Raw genomic sequence first — 15,729 nt, forward strand, 5'->3', positions numbered from 1 at the left:
GGGAATAACGGTGCTTTTGGGGAAAGGACAGGTTTGAACAGGGGATGGGAATTCGGTTTACGGTACTTGGGAGCGGGTCGACCGGTAATGCAACAATTGTGCAGTGTGAGGATTCAACTGTTCTCATCGATGCCGGTTTGAGTATGAAACGTTTGGATGAGCTTATGCGGATGCAAGGCGTTGCGGGGCATGAGATTGATGCGATTCTTGTGACGCATGAGCATTCCGATCATATTAAAGGTCTGGGTGCTTTTGCAAGGAAGCATAATCTGCCCATCTACGCCAACGAGGCGACTTGGGGTGCGCTGGAGCGGCATGTGGGACAGATTACGGCGGAGCAGCGGGTTATTATGGAGACAGGCGAGACAGCTAACTTCGGTTCTATGCGAACGACGTCTTACGCGATCTCGCATGATGCGGCTGAACCGGTCGGCTATGTGTTTGAAGATGATAATGTAAAGCTGAGTCTGGCGACAGACCTTGGCTATGTAAGCGATAAAGTAAGGCGAATGATTGAGGATTCAGATGTGCTCGTGCTGGAGTCGAATCATGACGTAAATATGCTGCGGATGGGGCGTTACCCATGGAATATTAAGCGGCGTATCTTGAGCGATGTCGGGCATTTGTCGAATGAAGCGGCTGGTGAAGCTTTATGTCAGCTGATGACGGACCGGACGAAGCGGGTTTATCTGGCGCACTTAAGCCTCGATCATAACATGATGGATCTTGCGCGGATGACGGTGAATGAGATTCTCGAGAACAACGGCTTCTTCTTTAAGAGAGAAGAGCATCCGCTGCGGGAAACGTATCATGATCGGCCTACGGCATGGGATGAAGTGAGGCGTCGATAAGCTCGTCCAACTCCGAGTCGAGCGTGTTGATTCTGCGTTCAAGCTCCTCCGGGGAGATTAGTCCTTTATCGATGAGCAGCTCGGTCACGGCGCTGAGCGTGAGGAGGGTACGATAGTGATCCTCTTTGAGATCAGCGAGCTTGGCTACGAGATTCAGATGATCAAGAGCTGATGCTGCGGATGAGGATGTGGCAGGCATTGCTTTGCGAGGCATAGGGATTCGCTCCTTTTATCGCCTTCGTTGGCGGTGTTTGGGCTAATTTGGAAGTTCATATTATTATTGTAGTCTATTCTACCGATATCATTCCTAGATTCGAAAAATAATAATCTCTGATGACTGCTCGTTCATTCGTAGGATCGTGCGAGAGTGAGTGAGGCATCGAGAGGAGCGATTATAGATGAGCTTATTCGATGATGATTTCTATTCAACGCGTGTGTCGCGGCGTACGCTTTGGGAGAAGAACCGTGCAATTGGTGCGCGTCGCAGCGGCGGCCGTTCGGTGCTGCGCGTTGCGCTTACTTCTTCGCTGATTAGCGCGGCGGCGGTGGCGCTCGTGTTCGGGCTGTTCACCGGTTTTGACCGGGGCAGTGAAGCGGTTAAAGCAGTGGCAGGCGTTACGAATGTGTCGATGAACGATCCGCTGGAGAAGACGATTTCGGCGGCGGCGAAGGTTCGTCCGGCAGTCGTGAGCATCATTAATGAGCAGGCGATACCGGCTGGTCAGGGCGGAGCTGGTTCAGGCGCTGGTGCTGATGCTGATGGCAGCGGGGAGACGTCTGGTGATGGCTCTACGCAGCTGGAGCAGGCTGCCCTTGGTTCCGGGTTTATTTTTGAAAAGGTCGGCGGCAAGGCGCACATCATTACGAACAATCACGTTATTGCAGATGCGGCGGCTGTGAAAGCAGTGCTGAGCAATGGCGAGACGCGTGACGCGAAGATTATCGGCAAGGATGAGATCACGGATCTGGCTGTGCTCGAAATTGATGCGAAGGGCATTGATACGGTAGCTCAGTTCGGCGAGTCCGAGGATCTGCGCGCGGGCCAATGGGTTATGGCGATCGGCAATCCGCTGGGACTTAGCGATTCGCTGTCGATGGGCATTGTGAGCAAGACAAAGCGGATCATTCCGGTGTCGCTCAGCCAGGACGGCAATTATGACTGGGAGCAGGAAGTCGTTCAGATTGACGCGTCCATTAACCAAGGCAACAGCGGGGGTCCGCTCATCGACTTGGACGGGCATGTGGTCGGCATTAACAGCATGAAGATTGCCGATTATGGCGTTGAGGGCGTGGGCTTTGCGATTCCATCGCATTCGGCGATGCCGATCGTACAGAGCTTGCTGGAGCATGGAAAAGTGCTACGTCCGTACCTTGGCGTGTACACGATGGATCTGTCGCGGTACTTGGAGCAGCAAGCAGCAGCAGCTGCGGCTGCACAGGGTGATGGCGGTAGTGCTGGTCTAGGCGGAGACGGGGATGAAGCGGCTCCGAGTGGCACGGATGGTGCGGATGGTTCTGCTGATGCAGGTGGCTCGGATGCTGATGGTGGTTCTGATGCGGGTGCTGGCGGGGGCATTGCTCCAGGCGATGACAGTGAAGGAATGATGGCGCCTCAAGGGGAGCTGAAGCTGCCGGATAATGTCCATGACGGCGTTATCGTGCTGCAAGCCGTTGGTCCGGCTGAGGAAGCGGGCCTGAAGTACAGCGATGTTATTGTGAAGCTGGACAATCAGACGATCAGCAGTACGCTGGAGCTCCGCAAATATCTGTACGGTGAGAAGTCCATCGGGGACAATATCAAGATTACGTACTATCGTGACGGTAAGAAGCAGACGACGACGTTTAAGCTTGAGGAGAAGTTGGAAGACTAGCAGTATAAGTCATGAAGAAGCGGATCAGCTCGTGCAGCTCCTGATGGAGGCCTGCATATGACGGGCTGATCTCTTTGCGTGGATGGGGACGAAAATAAGAGAGCTGGGGGATATAGAAACGATGTTTTGTGTATGCAAAGACCATGTGGAGCTGGCGATTGATAAGTTTGTGGATGATTATGAGGATGCACCGGATATCGTCGATCTGGTGACGACGAAATTTACGGAATGGGAAGCGCCGGCAACATGCGACATGTGTCAGAGCATTGCCGAGTACTTGGTGGTGTAGGCGATGCATATTCAGATAGCAGCAGTTGGAAAGCTGAAGGAGAAGTATCTCGTACTCGGCATCGCCGAATACGCGAAGCGTCTTGGTCCGTACGTGAAGCTCACGCTCACGGAGGTGCCGGACGAGCGGGCGCCCGAGACGATGAGCGCCGCCGAGGAAGCTATTGTTCGCGAGCGCGAGGGTGAGCGGCTGCTCGCGGTTATTAAGTCGGACGCGCATGTCGTCGCGCTGGCGCTAGACGGTGAGCTGTGGTCGAGCGAAGACCTCGCAGGGCAGCTCGATCATTTAGCCACGTATGGGCGGAGCCACGTGGCTTTTGTCATTGGCGGGAGCAACGGCCTCGCGCCCGCCGTGCTGAAGCGCGCCCAGCAGAAGCTGAGCTTCGGGCGCATGACGCTGCCGCACCAGCTCATGCGGCTGGTGCTGCTGGAGCAGGTGTACCGGGCGGTGAAGATAAATCGGGGGGAACCTTATCATAAGTGACGGCAAGTTTTTATTGTAACTATTCCGTTGGCTAACCGGCTAAGATCAAAGTCGAGTTCATTCCGGCGCTTTTATGAAATCAGTTGAAGAAGTAGACTATTTTAGTTATAAAGAAAGGAAATACTATGATAAAAGTGAATAACTTATCCTTCTCATTTCCACAAAAAGAACTATATAAAAACATTTCATTTACGCTTGAAGAGGCACAACATTGCGCTTTTATAGGAACAAGTGGCAGTGGGAAAAGTACATTGATAGATATACTGATGGATCCAGAAAGATATATGTTCGAGGGCATGTTAGAAATAGATCCGACTTGCAAAATTGGGTATGTAAGTCAATTCTCACAACTAGACAAAACGAAAGAAACAACAGTTTTTGAATATATAGGGGAACAATTTATTAAGATACAAAATGAAATAACATCTATTTTTACTGAAATGGAAACATCATCGGATATTGATTCTTTATTAGAAAAGTATCAATTCGCTTTAGAAGCATTTGATTCAATCGGTGGGGAAGATTTTGAAAGCAAGATTAATAAGAAATTAAATTTAGCAAACCTCATGAAGCTAAAAGATGTTAGGGTAACCGACCTGAGTGGTGGGGAATTCAAGCTTATTCAAGTGATGAAGGAAATGCTTAGTAGTCCAGAATTAATGATTATGGACGAACCAGATGTATTTTTAGACTTTGAAAACCTAAATTCACTTAAAAATCTTATTAATTCTCACAAAGGAATACTGCTAGTTGTTACGCATAACCGATATCTATTGAATCATTGTTTTAACAAAATTATTCACCTTGAAAACACGGAGATCCAAGAGTTTGACGGGCGATATATGGATTATAACTTCTCATTGCTTCAGACTAAAGTTGAGTTACAAGAACTTACAATCGCTGAGGATGAAGAAATGAAGAGAAACGAGAACATAATCAATAATCTTAGAGTTATCGCAACTTATAATTCAGAAGCATCTAGAGGGAAAGCATTAAAAGCTAGAGTTAAGTTTCAAGAAAGATTGGAAGCGCGTAGAATTAAAGCGCCGTTTGTTGATATTAAGCAACCGAATATTAGTTTTGGTATTGAGAATGAAATTGAAGACGCCATTGTTGTAAATGTCAAAGATTATAGTGTTTCCTTTGATGAGCTGCTTTTAGACAATGTTAACTTTGAGATAAAATCAACGGATAAAGTAGCCATTATTGGTTCAAACGGTACCGGGAAAACGACTTTACTCCGAGATATCTTTAAAAATAATCATGATTCAATTGAAATAAATGCTGATGTTAAAGTGGCTTATTTATCTCAGATTCAAGGCGAAATGCTAAAGGATTCTAATACAATACTCGAAGAATTCATCGATGCTGGGTTTAAAACTTATGATGAGGTTAGATCGTATATTTCTAACTATGGCTTTGAAGGAGAAATCGTTAATCAAAAGATAGCATCTTTATCTGGTGGGGAAAAAAATATACTTCAATTGGCTAAAGTTTCTGCCAGTAAAGCAAACGTATTGCTTCTTGATGAGCCGACAAGCCATTTAGACACCTATACACAAATAGCACTGGAGAAAGCCATTGAGGACTATAAAGGTGCGATTCTCATGATTTCGCATGATTTCTATTCTGTTGTAAATGGTATGGATTATGTTTTAATCATTGAAGATAAGACGATCAGAAAAATGAGTATGCGAAAATTTAGACAGATGATTTATGCTAGTCATTTTGATAAAGACTATCTAGAAAATGAACAAAATAAAAAAGCAGTTGAAATGAAAATAGAATTGGCTTTAAAAGATACTAATTTTGAACTTGCAAAAGTATTGGTTGAGGAGCTAGAAGAGCTGATTAAGTTGCTTTAAATTACAACCCTCTAATTGCGCACGAAACAACCCCGCAGGATCTCCTGTGGGGTTGTAATTTTCAGTCGCCGATGGATGTGGCAGGAGTCTAGAAAGGAAACGTATTTATCTATGGAAATTGAAAATTTACTTCCCGTACAATCTAGAGAAGATGTAGGAATGTGGCTGCAGAACAATTGTAAGACTGAAAAGTGTTGCTGGGTCTTGGTTAGTATGACACCTATCCCTAATAGGTTGTTATATTTGGACGCGGTCGAGGAAACATTGTGCGTCGGTTGGATCGATGGAGTCAAAAAGAAAATTTCTGAAACGGAGCTGGCTCAGAGACTATCTCCTAGAAGTAAAAAAAGTACATGGACTGAATTAAATAAAGAACGTGTCCGCCGTCTTGAAAAGCTGGGCTTTATGAAAGACGAAGGAAGAACGGTTCTTCCTAATATGGATTACGATTCTTTCAGAATAGATAGCGTAATAGAGCAAAGGCTAATGGAGGAAAAGCAAGTATATGAGAATTTCATGGCATTTCCAGATCTTTATAAAAGAGTTCGGATCGACACGATACAAAGCTATAAGGATCAACCGGAATTATTTATGAGCAGATTAGACAAATTCATAACAAACACGAGAGAAAACAAAATGTACGGTCAATGGAACGATAACGGACGACTACTAGATGATTAATATCCCCTTTAACGAATTTTTCAGGAAAAAGAGAACAAAGAAAAATGCCTTTAATCCGCATTCTGCGGGTTAAAGGCATTTTTATATAAGAACGAGTTGATTGTAAGTTGGTTGCGGGGGCAGGATTTGAACCTGCGGCCTTCGGGTTATGAGCCCGACGAGCTACCGGGCTGCTCCACCCCGCGATAGAATAACTAAGCATATTGGTCTTAACGTTGGTCAGGTCTCTCATACTACAGTAGTTCGAGCTAAAGTGCAAGCTCTTTAATGGGAATCGCTCGTAAGGAGTATTCGTAAGGCGGGGATGGTATAATCACGCTAGAGTGTTGAATCCAGAAAGGTGATAGCCATGAGTGTAATACGTTTGGAGAACGTCACGAAGAAGTATGAAGAGTCCATGATTTTTCGAGATATTTATTTTCGCGTTATCCAAGGGGAACGCATCGGCCTTATCGGACGGAATGGCGCCGGCAAGTCGACGGTATTTAAGCTCATCATGGGCCAAGAAGAGCCGACGTCCGGCAAGGTGGAGATAGATACTCAGTCGCGGATCGGGTATTTCTCGCAATTCTCGGAACTGAGAGGAAGCCTGTCCGTTCAGCAAGAACTGGAAGCCTGCTTCGAGCAGGTGGCCCTTATTGAACGTGAGCTGCAAGAGGTCGGAGACAAGCTGGGAATGGTTACCGACGATAGCGAAATGGACAGGCTGCTGGCGAGGCAGGCGGAGCTATTCGAGCAAATGGATCATCTCGATGGCTGGAACGTGTCCGTCGAGATTAACACGGTGCTTACGAAGCTAGGGTTTAACGACCGATCTCGCAATCAGCCGATCGATGAGTTGTCCGGAGGATGGCGTAACCGCGCGGCGCTCGCGAAGATGTTAATCGAGCTACCCGATGTCGTTCTGCTCGACGAGCCGACGAATTACTTGGATATGGAAGGCATCGCGTGGCTGGAGCAGTGGCTGTACCGATTCAAGGGAGCCATGATTCTGGTGTCGCATGACCGGCAATTTATCGACAAGGTCGTGACGCGCACGATCGAGATCGAGAACTATCATTTTCAAGAATACGAAGGCAACTATACCGACTACATCCGTAAGAAGAAAATGCGCAAGAAGGAGCTGGACCGCCAGTTCGAGTGGGAAGAAGAGCTGCTTCTTATGGAATCCGAGGCAATCGACGACCGTGCGAGCAGGAAGTCCGGTTCCAAGGACCGTCTCTCGCGTAAGCTGGCAGATAATAAGAAGCGGATCGAGCCTCATCCCGTTAACGTGCTGATTACCGATATCTACGAGAAGCTGCGCTTCCCGGACAAGCTATGCGAAGTGAAGCAGATCGGGCAAACCTACGAGGGGCGGCAGATCTTCGAGAACGTTAGCTTCGATATCCAGAGGGAAGATCGCTTGGTCATCGTGGGACCGAACGGAAGCGGGAAATCCACGCTCATTAAGGCGCTTACTGGGCAGGAGAATCCGGAGTCCGGAGAGGTTATCTGGGAGAAGGGCGTTAGCTACGCTTACTTCAACCGAATGTGGGAGGAGCTTGATCCGAAGGATACCGTCAGCCATGCGGTGAATACGTACGGATTGGGACTGGATGCTCCGCGCAAAAAGGTGAATAAGTTTCTGTCCATGCTGCAATTCTCGGAAGCGGATCTAAGCAAGATGATCAGCCATCTGTCCGGCGGCCAGAAGGCTCGGGTGGCGCTAGCCAAGTGTCTTCTATCCGGTGCGGCGGTTATCATCTTGGACGAGCCGACCAATCATCTGGATCTCATGAGCATTCAGGTCATGGAGCAAGCTCTGATCCACTTCCCCGGCGCCGTCATTACGGTCAGCCATGATCGCTTCTTCATTGATAAGATTGGGACTAAGATGCTGACCTTCGATCCAGTAGCGGGAGTGAGCGAGCAGAATTTGTAGATGAGAATGGCCTATATGTTTCGTGTAAAGGAAGTTACTTATGAACCCATCAATCAACAAATATTCGATGCATGTATTTATGTTTGTGTTCTACATATCCAATGCTTCGTTCGTTCCATTCTTAAGTTACTGGTTCTCCCAGAAAGGGCTTAGCAACCAACAGATCGGATTTCTATACTCACTGGGACCGTTAATCGGACTTGCGGCTCAGACGGTCTGGGGTTATCTTAGCGATCGTTATGGAATAGGAAAGCGGTTGTTGATGGTGAGCTTAATGCTGACGCCGATCGTTACTTTCGGTTACTTGCTAGGCAAAGAGCGGTTTTACATGTATATCATTGTGTCTGCGGTATATTTCTTTCTGTCTTTGGCCGTGAGGCCCAATATGGAAGAAATTACGTTAAGCCATGCCAGGGCAAATGGTCAAAGCTATGGGGGAATCCGTGTATTAGGATCGGTCAGCTTTGCGCTCACAGTGACTCCGCTTGGCATTATGTACAATCACTTGGGCATTAATATGATATTTGTTACTTATCTCGTTACGAGTTTAATTGCACTCTTAGCGTTGCTGCAAGTAAAACCGTCTTCTGAGGGGAAGAAAGCAAAAACAAATGCCATGGCTGCCGGATTCCGTCAGTTAGCAACCAATCGCTATTTTGTGGTATTTCTACTGTCTGCTTTTTTGATCGGGCTTGCTAATGGCTTCAATATGGTGTTCTTCCCGTTACTTGTCAATAAATTAGGCGGAGAAGTAGCTCAGGAGCTCGGTGTGCTCAGCACGGTTTCAGCACTAAGCGAGTTACCGCTGTTTATTCTTTCTGCATACTTGCTGCGACGGTTTGGTTATTTCAATGTGCTCGCTTTTTGTGCGGGCGCTGCAACCCTTCGGTGGTTCGTGCTTTCCTTGGAACCGACGTTCCAGCTATTATTCATGAGCCAGATGCTGCATGGGATTACTTTCGGTTTGTACACAGCAGCGGCGGTCAATTTTATTTATGAAATGAGCCCTGGGGGCTTAAAGGCGACAGGCCAAACCATTTTCGCCATTATTGCTGGTAGTTTGGCGAGCCTTATTGCTAGCAGTAGTGGCGGCTGGATTATCGATCACTATGACTTTAATGTGTTATATACAATAGGCTCAGTATTAGCCCTTATTTCCTCCTGTATCTTTATAGGTATGTCTATTATTCACAAGAAGAGCAGCCAGGGCCTTCGAAATAAAAAAACGCTGAATCTCACATGAAACCTAACACTCAAAACTCAATCGCCTTGACAGGCGGAGTCCTCTCAAATTAATATTAAGTGGAGATGTCTCCGGTTAATATTTTTGCAGGGAGTCATAACCGGGCACGGAAGGAGTGCTTGACTCATGAAGATCAAATGGTTTGGTCATTCTTCTTATCTGCTGACTTCGGATGCCGGAACGAGGATTCTCATCGATCCCTATTATAAGTTTCTTGGCTACCGCATGCCGGTACCGATTGAATCGGACATTGTCGTTGTTACGCATAATCATGGCGATCACAATAAGGTGAAGGCCGCTTCGGGCAATTATTTGCTTGTGAACGAACCGAAGGAATACAGCCTTGGCGATGTGAACATTAGCGGTTTCAAAACATTCCACGACAAGGTGCAAGGCAAGAAAAGAGGGCCTAATATTGTTTTTCGCTTCCGGATGGACGGACTGACGATCTGTCATTGCGGAGATCTGGGGCATCTGCTCACAGAGGAACAAGTCCAAGCCATCGGCAAAGTGGACGTTCTCATCGTGCCCGTAGGGGGAAGGATGACGCTTGATGGGCCGGAGGCCGTTCAAGTGATGCGCCAATTGAAAGCGACTGTAGCGATTCCGATGCATTATAGTACAAAGGCATTGGGTATTCTCGGCAGGATCATCTTCGCTAAGGTAGACAAATTCCTCGAGGCTGCCGGAACGCAAACAACAGACGTGAAGGTATTAGACATATCTAAAGAAAGCCTCGCCGGATATGCCGGCGTCGTTACGATGGATTATAAATAGGTACGTAAGAGAGAAGGGCACCCTCAAATGGGTGCCCTTTCTCGTCAAGGGAGCATGAAACAATATGCTCTTATTAGCTACCTATCCTCGATCAAAGCTCCATCTTTCAAATGCATTACACGATCGCACAGCGGCAGTACCCGCTCGTCATGAGTGACCATGACAGCAGCTTTGCCCTCTGCTTTGACTTCCTCGGCGATCATTCTTACAACATCCTGCCCACGCATGGCATCCAGGCTTGCCGTCGGTTCATCGGCGAATAAGACCGAGGGGCTGTTCATCCATGCACGTGCAATTGCGACTCGTTGTTTTTCGCCGCCGGATAGCTTATCAGGATAATATTGTTGTCGATGCGTTAATCCCATACGCTCAAGCAATTCGGCTGCACGCTTGGCCGCTGTAGCTGCATCCATCCCTGCCAGCTTCGCAACGAGCAGCAGTTGCTCCTTGACTTTGAGGTAAGGAACCAAGTTCGCGCTTTGGAATATGAAGCCGATCCGCTTAAGCCGAAGTTCCGCCAACATCTGCGCTTTCATCCCCGAGAGTGACACCCCAGCGATGGTGACTTCTCCGCCAGTGGGAGTCAACAAGGCTCCGGCAATGGAGAGGAAAGTGCTCTTCCCGGATCCCGATGGCCCCATTACGGCGACAAGCTCGCCTACATTTACTTGAAGAGATAGCTTGTTCAGTACCGTCAATTCGAAATCCCCGTCATGAAATGTATGCGTTACTTCATTTATTTGTAGCAGCGGCTTCATGCGGTAGCCCTCCCTATTGCATCTAATGCATCCGTCCGGGCTACTTTGACCACCGATAATAATGAGCCAAGTATCGCCGTTACGATAAACAAGGAACAAGAGAGCATCAGAGTTGATGGATGAAGCTGAAACGGCATCGATGACGGAAGTGCCGCGTAAACAACACGAATTAGTCCTAGACTAATCGCTAAGCTTCCTATCGTCAGTAACAGCACTTGGCCGACGACATTACGCGCCAAATATCCTGTTCTCACACCAATTGCCTTAAGAATACCGAATTGACTGGTTTTCTGTATCGTGATCACATAGAAGAAGACGGCAAGCACCATTGCGGATATCACGTACAAAAAGGCAATCATCATCAGAAGCGAGCTTTGCTCTTCTTTATAACCAGGAACGGCAGCTACAGTACTGCTCTTAGAGATGATTTCCGAATCCATCAGCTTACTGCTTAGCTGAGCCACTTGGCTTCCTTTAGCTTTCAATGCAATCGCATTATACAATTTGACCGAGGAATCTTGTATGCCCACGGAGGTAAGTCCCTGCAGCTTCTGCCAATCCTTTTCATTCATAAACACGCTTGGCGTATGACTATAAGACTCGTTGGAGACAAACCCGCTCACCGTCCAGCTCATCCCGGTCATCTGATCGACTAGGATGCTACCGATCTTAATCCCGCCATCTTGGAGTTTGTGGTCCACCAGCACTTGCCCTTGCGTGTTATTTGTTATATTCTGACCTTCAACTACCTTTGGAGCGAGCCAGCTTGTCATATCAATCGCGAACATGGTCACTTCCGACTTCAAACTCAAACCCTTTTCTGTTAGTGTCGTCATCCGGATGCTTAATGGAACCGCTTTGTTCTCACCTACAACTGAACGAGCAGTAGCTAGATCCGTTTCCGTCAATTGTGACCGTCCAAAACGACGATCCGAATCCTTTTCCAATATAAAGTGACTCGCCGACATATTTTTTATCGATGAAGCATTCGCATAAGCCAGTCCATTGGCTAATCCCGTCACAAACAAGACCAAAAATGAAACCAGCAGCATAATCGTTACGACCATCACATACCTCGTTTTTGCAAACCTCAGTTCCCTTAGTGCCAGATACATCGTTCATCCCTCCCTTGGTTCTGTAACCAATTTAGGGTACGAAAATGAACGGCGGATGAATACCAGATTACAATTGCGGAAGCTTGACGACAAATACGGTACCGTGACCCAGCTGGCTGGTCACCTCAATCGATCCGTCATGCAATTGAACGATTTTCTTGACGATCGATAAACCCAAGCCGGTCCCTCCGGACTCGCGACCGCGCGATGGATCTACCCGATAGAATCTATCGAATAGGAATGGCAGATTTTCTTCCGCTATACCGGAGCCTGTATCGGAAATCTTGATTTCATATCCGTCGTGAACCGATGCTGCGCGAAATGCAATCTCCCCGCCAACAGGTGTGTGTTTCACAGCGTTTACGAGCAGATTCGTCCAAACCTGGGAGAGCAGCAGTTCATCTCCCTTAAGGATCACCTCGTCTGGTACGGCAATAGAGAGAGCCAACATCTTATCTGTTAACTGCCATTCAAGTACTTGGGCGATCTGGCGAATCTGCGTGCGTAGTTGGAAGGGCTTCTTTATGAGTGCGTTCGTGGATTCTTCCAATGAAGATAACGTCAGCAATTGCTTGCTTAGCCTGGACAAGTGACCGCTCTCTTCCGCAATGATCGTCGCATAGCGCACTCTTTCCTCTGCTTCGAGTTCCGGATTAATGAGCGATTGTGCGAACCCTTTAATCGAAGTTAGAGGCGACTGAATCTCATGGGATACATTGGACACGAATTGTTTGCGGGCTTGCTCGGCACGTTCCAATTCCCGGCTCATGCTCCTAAAGTGGGCTGCTAGCTGGCCGATCTCATCCCGTCGCTTCTCGGGCAGGGTCAGCTCGTATTGCCCAAGGGCAATACGCTTGGTTGCATCGGTTAAATGGGCAATCGGCTTGACCAAATATCGCGTACTAATTAAAAAGATCAGAACGCTAAACAGTACCGTGAGAAGACCGATCATCGCGAAAAAACTGCGAAGCTCACCGAACTGCAGCTCAACATCGGGCCTTAAGAACAGGGCGTAGCGTTTGTCTATCAATTGCAGCGGAATACCGACCGTATTGCTTAAGCTATTATTAAAAAAACCTGAAATAAACGGCTTGTTAGGAAATTGAGCGACACCATGGTACACTCCACCTTCGAGCACGAGCTTGCGAGCAGCTGCCATCAGGTCTAACTGTCGAAAGCCATGACCATAATACTGTTCATTGCCTTGCTTATCCGTCACATAGATCTCATAACCCGTCTGTGCAACGCTATTTAAGTAGGATTCCATTAATTCTGGATGCTGCTCCGTGAATAGCCTCATGTGGTTAGCGATGTCGATGAGTTTCTCGTCGTTAAAAGGCTTAAGCTTCATGTGGTAATAGATGTTCGATGCAAGAAACCCAAGAAGGCTGCTAATGAGTACCGCTGAGATTGTAATGATAAAGACGCGGGAGTACAGCGACTTCATGGAGAAGGCACCTCCAACTTGTATCCGATTCCGCGTACGGTCTGAATGGTGAAATCCTGCTGGCATTCGGCAAATCGTTCCCGCAATCGCTTAATATGGACGTCTACAGTTCGGCTGTCTCCGGTGTAATCCGCGTCCCACACGAGGGTAATTAACTCTTCACGAGAGAACAAACGGCCCGGGTACTGGGCCAACTGAACAAGCAGCTCGAATTCTTTGAGTGGGAGCAGCAGTACTTCATCCCCGAGGGTAATTTCAAAGTTTTTGCTATCGATCATTAATCGATTCAGACGGATCTTGTCCGTAGATATGCGGGAATATCTACGGAACAACGCCTTAATTCGGAACAATAGCTCCATTGGCTCGAAGGGTTTCGTCATATAATCGTCGGTACCTCGCAGATAGCCTTGCTCCTTATCCGCCAACTGCTCGCGTGCTGTAAGCATAATAATTGGGATATCATAATTTTGCCGAATATGCTCACACAACGCTAAGCCATCAAGCTTTGGCATCATCACATCGATGATCGCCATGGCGATAGAAGCTTCTTTCAGCAACTTGATGGCCTCCAGGCCATCGCGCGCTTCCACTACTTGATAACCGTCTCGCACCAATACGATCTTAAGCAATGAGCGTATATTCGAATCGTCATCTACAATTAACAGTTGCTTCGACATCGATAGTCTCCTTCTCCATAAAGCAATTCGAGCTTGCCGCAATTTGTATAACAGATTTGTTCCTAAACATCTGCTTCGATTTCAAGCTGTTGTTATTCCAACATTATCACGTTACCGGGAAGCTACGCAAAATGTGGTGAATTGGAACATACTTTCACTTTAGTTTCGGTTAGATTAGATTAAGGGGATATTGACATCAATTTCTCTTCATCTTATTATTAAACTGACTGGTCAGTACAACATGCGATTTGACCGAAGAGACAGACTGCTGACTGTTTATTACACTGTTTATTGCAGTGTTTATTCCAGGCTTGATATCAAGGAAGGGGCACATATAAATGTATACGCAATTTGGAAGGGAGTTTCTGTTCGGAACGGCCACAGCCGCCTATCAGATCGAAGGCGGTTGGAATGAGGACGGTAAGGGATTGTCGATTTGGGACAAGTTCTCCCATACGAAAGGCAAGATTCGTGACGGCAGCACGGGCGACGTGGCCTGTAATACTTATCATGATTATCAGACGGATATCGACCTCATGAGCAGCCTTAAGATGGATGCTTACAGGTTCTCGATCAGTTGGTCGAGAGTGTTACCCGAAGGGAGGGGAAGGGTTAACCAGCAGGGGCTAGATTATTATGACCGTCTGGTAGACGCCCAGCTTGAAAAGGGGATACGACCGTTCGCAACGCTCTTCCATTGGGATACACCGTATGCCTTGTTTGAGAAATATAAAGGCTTTGCCGGCAGAGAAACCGCACAGTACTTTGCAGAGTATGCGGGACTTGTCGCCGGGCGTCTCGGAGATCGCGTCAAAGACTGGATTACGCTGAACGAGCCATGGGAGCACGCGATGATGGGGCATTTCCTCGGCGAGCACGCGCCTGGCATTCGAAATCCATGGACCTACTTTAAGGTTGCCCATCACCAGCTTTTTGGACATGGCCTGGCAGTGCAAGCCATGAGAAGCGTGCGCAATGACTTGAACATTGGCGTCACGCTCAGCCAGTTTCCTGTTTATCCGGCTAGCTACGAGGCGAGCGAGAAGGAGATGGAATCGGTCGAGATGGCGGATATGTTCATCAACCGGTTCTATTTGGATGGCGTATTTAAAGGGAAATATCCGGAGAAGCTGCTGTCGAAGCTGTGGCCGATCGCACCCAAGATTCATCGAGGAGATATGGAGACGATTAATCAGCCCATTGATTTTCTAGGGGTTAATTATTACGGTCGAATTTTTGCCGCGAGAAAGGGGTACATTCCTTTCTTAAAAACATGGGTCGATAGAGGATATAGCGACGAACGATATGCGCATCCGATTCTCGGTGCCCATGGCTATCCGGAGGGCTTTAAGGAGCTAGCCAAGCGCTATCGCGAGGATTATGGGAACCCTGTCGTCTATATAACCGAGAACGGTACTGTAGGAGATGAGATTGCGGATAAAGATCGAATCGACTATCTTACCCACTATTTGAAGTCGCTGCGAGATGCCATTGACGAGGGCTCCGATATTAGAGGGTATTTCTATTGGTCGCTACTCGACAATTTCGAGTGGAATTCCGGGCTAGCTTGCCGAATGGGACTTCTCCATGTGAATCACGAGACCGAGCAGCGCACCATTCGCGATAGCGGGTATTGGTTGCGGGATCTAATCTTGAATCAAGAAAGCAGAAAGTAGACGCATAAGAAAAGGGGCTGCTGAACGATTCGTCGTTCATCGGCCCCTTCGTTTCCCATGACAAACGCCTAG

Annotated in this window: 15 protein-coding genes and 1 tRNA gene; 10 read left to right on the forward strand and 6 right to left on the reverse strand. The window is 47.5% G+C overall.

Going from position 1 to position 15,729, the window contains the following annotated elements; genetic code table 11:
• Nucleotides 1-44 precede the first annotated feature (44 nt).
• Nucleotides 45-851, forward strand: a complete 807-nt coding sequence (locus BMY11_RS09835) for an MBL fold metallo-hydrolase (RefSeq protein ID WP_090574585.1) — start codon at nt 45-47, stop codon at nt 849-851.
• On the opposite strand, the gene BMY11_RS09840 is transcribed toward BMY11_RS09835, so the two are convergent.
• Entirely contained in the window at nt 820-1,065 is a 246-nt protein-coding gene (locus BMY11_RS09840; protein ID WP_256217391.1) for a nitrile hydratase subunit alpha, read from the reverse strand. The two genes, BMY11_RS09835 and BMY11_RS09840, sit on opposite strands and share 32 nt — an antisense overlap.
• A 184-nt stretch (nt 1,066-1,249) precedes the next feature.
• Here BMY11_RS09840 and BMY11_RS09845 point away from each other — a divergent pair, with 184 nt between their 5' ends.
• The 5 genes from BMY11_RS09845 (at nt 1,250) to BMY11_RS09865 (ending at nt 6,040) form a co-directional block, all read left to right on the forward strand.
• On the forward strand, nt 1,250-2,722 hold the full coding sequence (locus BMY11_RS09845; RefSeq protein ID WP_090574588.1) for a S1C family serine protease: 1,473 nt from the start codon (nt 1,250-1,252) through the stop codon (nt 2,720-2,722).
• A gap of 121 nt (nt 2,723-2,843) precedes the next feature.
• Nucleotides 2,844-3,011, forward strand: a complete 168-nt coding sequence (locus tag BMY11_RS09850; RefSeq protein ID WP_090575646.1) for a CxxH/CxxC protein — start codon at nt 2,844-2,846, stop codon at nt 3,009-3,011.
• A 3-nt stretch (nt 3,012-3,014) separates the two neighbouring features.
• The gene (gene rlmH / locus BMY11_RS09855) at nt 3,015-3,494 is read left to right on the forward strand and encodes a 23S rRNA (pseudouridine(1915)-N(3))-methyltransferase RlmH (protein WP_090574591.1); all 480 of its coding nucleotides are present in this window, start codon (nt 3,015-3,017) and stop codon (nt 3,492-3,494) included.
• 125 nt (nt 3,495-3,619) lie between these two features.
• Entirely contained in the window at nt 3,620-5,359 is a 1,740-nt protein-coding gene (locus BMY11_RS09860; RefSeq protein WP_090574594.1) for an ABC-F family ATP-binding cassette domain-containing protein, read from the forward strand.
• A 111-nt stretch (nt 5,360-5,470) separates the two neighbouring features.
• The gene (locus tag BMY11_RS09865) at nt 5,471-6,040 is read left to right on the forward strand and encodes a YdeI/OmpD-associated family protein (RefSeq protein WP_090574597.1); all 570 of its coding nucleotides are present in this window, start codon (nt 5,471-5,473) and stop codon (nt 6,038-6,040) included.
• Nucleotides 6,041-6,148: 108 nt separating this feature from the next.
• Here BMY11_RS09865 and BMY11_RS09870 read toward each other — a convergent pair.
• Nucleotides 6,149-6,225: transfer RNA gene (locus tag BMY11_RS09870), tRNA-Met, on the reverse strand.
• A gap of 164 nt (nt 6,226-6,389) precedes the next feature.
• Here BMY11_RS09870 and BMY11_RS09875 point away from each other — a divergent pair.
• From BMY11_RS09875 to BMY11_RS09885, 3 genes are all read left to right on the forward strand, one after another.
• Nucleotides 6,390-7,964 carry an ABC-F family ATP-binding cassette domain-containing protein gene (locus BMY11_RS09875; RefSeq protein ID WP_090574599.1) on the forward strand — a complete coding sequence of 525 codons (1,575 nt, stop codon included), beginning with the start codon at nt 6,390-6,392 and terminating at the stop codon, nt 7,962-7,964.
• A 40-nt stretch (nt 7,965-8,004) separates the two neighbouring features.
• Nucleotides 8,005-9,207, forward strand: a complete 1,203-nt coding sequence (locus BMY11_RS09880) for an MFS transporter (RefSeq protein ID WP_090574602.1) — start codon at nt 8,005-8,007, stop codon at nt 9,205-9,207.
• 126 nt (nt 9,208-9,333) lie between these two features.
• A complete protein-coding gene (locus tag BMY11_RS09885) occupies nt 9,334-9,984 on the forward strand; it encodes an MBL fold metallo-hydrolase (protein ID WP_090574604.1) in 651 nt (216 codons plus the stop codon).
• A 77-nt stretch (nt 9,985-10,061) separates the two neighbouring features.
• Here the strand turns inward: BMY11_RS09885 and BMY11_RS09890 are convergent, their stop codons facing one another.
• The 4 genes from BMY11_RS09890 to BMY11_RS09905 all read right to left on the reverse strand — a co-directional run bounded on the left by BMY11_RS09890 (nt 10,062) and on the right by BMY11_RS09905 (nt 13,981).
• Nucleotides 10,062-10,742: an ABC transporter ATP-binding protein gene (locus BMY11_RS09890; protein ID WP_090574606.1), complete on the reverse strand. Its 681-nt coding sequence runs from the start codon at nt 10,740-10,742 to the stop codon at nt 10,062-10,064.
• Nucleotides 10,739-11,857: an ABC transporter permease gene (locus BMY11_RS09895; protein WP_090574608.1), complete on the reverse strand. Its 1,119-nt coding sequence runs from the start codon at nt 11,855-11,857 to the stop codon at nt 10,739-10,741. Before BMY11_RS09895 ends, BMY11_RS09890 begins: the two co-directional genes overlap by 4 nt.
• A gap of 67 nt (nt 11,858-11,924) precedes the next feature.
• Complete coding sequence (locus tag BMY11_RS09900; protein WP_090574611.1) at nt 11,925-13,304, reverse strand: sensor histidine kinase; 1,380 nt, start codon at nt 13,302-13,304, stop codon at nt 11,925-11,927.
• Nucleotides 13,301-13,981: a response regulator transcription factor gene (locus tag BMY11_RS09905; protein WP_090574614.1), complete on the reverse strand. Its 681-nt coding sequence runs from the start codon at nt 13,979-13,981 to the stop codon at nt 13,301-13,303. Before BMY11_RS09905 ends, BMY11_RS09900 begins: the two co-directional genes overlap by 4 nt.
• A 338-nt stretch (nt 13,982-14,319) precedes the next feature.
• On the opposite strand from BMY11_RS09905, the gene BMY11_RS09910 reads away from it, so the two are divergent.
• Entirely contained in the window at nt 14,320-15,657 is a 1,338-nt protein-coding gene (locus BMY11_RS09910) for a GH1 family beta-glucosidase (protein ID WP_090574616.1), read from the forward strand.
• Nucleotides 15,658-15,729: the final 72 nt, after the last annotated feature.

Source organism: Paenibacillus sp. OV219, from assembly GCF_900110075.1.
Taxonomy (GTDB): domain Bacteria; phylum Bacillota; class Bacilli; order Paenibacillales; family Paenibacillaceae; genus Paenibacillus_Z.